This window comes from Corynebacterium sp. HMSC036E10 (assembly GCF_001836265.1).
GTDB lineage: Bacteria > Actinomycetota > Actinomycetes > Mycobacteriales > Mycobacteriaceae > Corynebacterium > Corynebacterium coyleae.
Genome location: NZ_KV827996.1, coordinates 62,362 through 64,809 on the forward strand (window position 1 = coordinate 62,362; position 2,448 = coordinate 64,809).

Genomic DNA, 2,448 nt, shown 5'->3' on the forward strand with positions numbered 1-2,448 from the left:
GCAACGAGGTCATCCGTACGGTGACGGATGAGGATGGCAACTGGAAGGTTGACGTCGAGCCGGGTGAGTACACCGTGGAGTACAAGACGCGTGATGGTTACACCCCGACGGATCCGTCGCAGGTGTCGCGCAAGGTTGTTGTGGAGTCCGGTAAGGAATACCTGGACGTTGACCTTGGTGTGAAGCCGGGGGAGAAGACCCCGCCGACCCCGCCGGTGACCGAGACCGTCACGGAAACTGTTCCAGTTCCGACCCCGCCGGTGACCGAGACCGTCACCGAAACTGTTCCGGTTCCGACCCCGCCGGTGACCGAAACCGTCACGGAAACTGTTCCGGTTCCGACCACCAAGGTTGAGCAGCCGAACGGCAAGACGGACAACGGTGCCTGGGAGCGTTGCGTGGCTAACGCTGTGGCGTCCCCGCTGCTGTACCTGGTGCCGATTGCGGTGCTTGGTGCCGTCGGTGGCGAGTTGGCTCGTCCGTACATGGGCGCGATCAACGAACAGTTGGCCAAGGTCAACGCTGACATTCAGGCGGCGATGCGTCGCGATACTCCAGATCGTGGCCACGGCGGCGCCGGCCGAGACAACGACCAGTTCGCGGACATCCGCGCACAGCTCGATGCTGCGAACCGTCAGATCCAGGCGATTGGCAACGACCCGAACATCCAGCGCTTCGGCACCATCGCACTTGGCGTACTTGGTCTGGTCGCTGCAGGTGGCGTGCTGTACGACTGGTGCTCGAACGAGAAGGGTGAGGCGTTCACCTCGATCAAGGGTGGTTCGTCCGAACCGATGCCGATCACTACGGCACCGGTGACGACGACTCCGGAGAAGTAACCGCCAGCAACAAAGCCGACCTCGAGGGACTTAAACCTCGGGGTCGGCCTCTTTTATGGGAAGAGTTCCGGCATGGTGTGGAACTGGCGCTCGCCGGGAACGTCACGCAGGATTTCGATGGCGCGCTTGGTGTCCGGGCGGTTCTGGCCGGCGACGACCTGGATCTGCTCGAGGGGGAGGGGGTTGGTGAGGTGTATGGGGGTGGTGGTGTCGTCGATAGGCAGAATGCCCTGAAGGTCGCCCGCTGGGATGCCGAGCAGCACAGTGCCTTCGGGCGCGTCGCGCAGCACCGATGTTTTCGGTGTGAAATGCAGCGAGCCGGTGAGCGGACCAGTGCCGAGCGTGTCCAGTGCCGCGGGGAACCAGACGAGGTAATCCGCGGTGTCGCCGGAATTGTCGCGTGCTGCCAGTCCGGAATTGAGCCACGTGTGGATTTTCATGCGGCCGAGTATACGGACGGATTTCGGTGATATTTGGCTGCTTGCCCGGATACAGGTAATGTGTACACAGCGCTGGAGATGTGCCAGAGTGGCCGAATGGGGCTCCCTGCTAAGGAGTTGCCCCCTTGACGGGGGCCGCAGGTTCAAATCCTGTCATCTCCGCCACTGCGCCCGTAGCTCAACGGATAGAGCATCTGACTACGGATCAGAAGGTTGGGGGTTCGAATCCCTCCGGGCGCACAAGAAAAACCCCCGCTGAGCGGGGGTTTTCGCATTGAGGGGCTACTGCGTCTCGACGACCGGCGCAACCGTCGTCGGCGCCTCCTCCTTATCCTTGCGGGACGAGCCGTTGACGTTGATGTCAACGCTCTGCACGTCCGGGACACAGGTGCGTACCGCGGTAGCGATCAGCAGCGCGGAAACCAGGCCGACGATACCGCCGCCGATTGCCATCGCCTGGGCAGGATCGAGGCCAGCGTTGCGGGCGGCCGCGGTGAAGATGTCGCCAGCCTGGCCGTTTGCCTGGCCCAGACCCGGGAGGCCCGCCTGGTTAGCCAGCGCGAGCGGCAGCATCAGGACCAGCGGCACACCAAGGCCGACGAGGGAAGCGATGCAGCGCGGGTCGGAGGACCCACCGGTGGCGTTGACCTTGGCGCCGACGAGCTTGTCGCCGCCCTGCTGGTCGCCGTTGCCACCCTTCTTCGAGGAGCCACCCGAGCTGCCGAACAGACCACCGTTGGCGTTGTCGCGGATGTCCGGGTTGGCGTTGTTCGTGACCACAACGGAGTTGTTCGAGCCGTTGTCGTTCGCGTTGCCGGTGATGACAACGGTCGGGTTGGCGTTGTTGGTCGCCACGACCGAGTTGTTGGAACCGTTGTTGTTCAGGTTGTCGCGCGGGTTTGCATTGTCCGTGACGACGACCGAGTTACCAGAACCGTTGTTGTTCGCGTTGCCGGTGACAACAGGGTTCGCGTTGTTGGTGACCACAACGGAGTTGTTCGAGCCGTTGTTGGACCCGTTGTCGTTCATGTTGCCCGTGATAACCGGGTTCAGGTTATCCGTAATGACAACGGACGGGTTGCCGTTGTTGTTGAAGTTGTCGCGCGGGTTCGCATTATCGGTAACAACCACGGAGTTGTTGGAGCCGTTGTCGCGAATGTCCACCGTCG

Annotated in this window: 1 protein-coding gene, 2 tRNA genes and 2 pseudogenes; 3 read left to right on the plus strand and 2 right to left on the minus strand. The window is 62.5% G+C overall.

What is annotated here, in order from left to right; translation table 11 throughout:
- A pseudogene (locus HMPREF2736_RS10965) lies at nucleotides 1-839 on the plus strand (hypothetical protein); the annotation flags it as partial.
- A 53-nt stretch (nucleotides 840-892) separates the two neighbouring features.
- On the opposite strand, the gene HMPREF2736_RS10970 reads toward HMPREF2736_RS10965, so the two are convergent.
- Nucleotides 893-1,279: a hypothetical protein gene (locus HMPREF2736_RS10970; RefSeq protein WP_070829783.1), complete on the minus strand. Its 387-nt coding sequence runs from the start codon at nucleotides 1,277-1,279 to the stop codon at nucleotides 893-895.
- 74 nt (nucleotides 1,280-1,353) lie between these two features.
- Here HMPREF2736_RS10970 and HMPREF2736_RS10975 point away from each other — a divergent pair.
- Nucleotides 1,354-1,444, plus strand: a tRNA-Ser gene (locus HMPREF2736_RS10975).
- A gap of 2 nt (nucleotides 1,445-1,446) precedes the next feature.
- Nucleotides 1,447-1,519 (plus strand) — tRNA-Arg (locus tag HMPREF2736_RS10980).
- 42 nt (nucleotides 1,520-1,561) lie between these two features.
- On the opposite strand, the pseudogene HMPREF2736_RS10985 reads toward HMPREF2736_RS10980, so the two are convergent.
- Nucleotides 1,562-2,448: pseudogene (locus HMPREF2736_RS10985) on the minus strand (hypothetical protein); the annotation flags it as partial.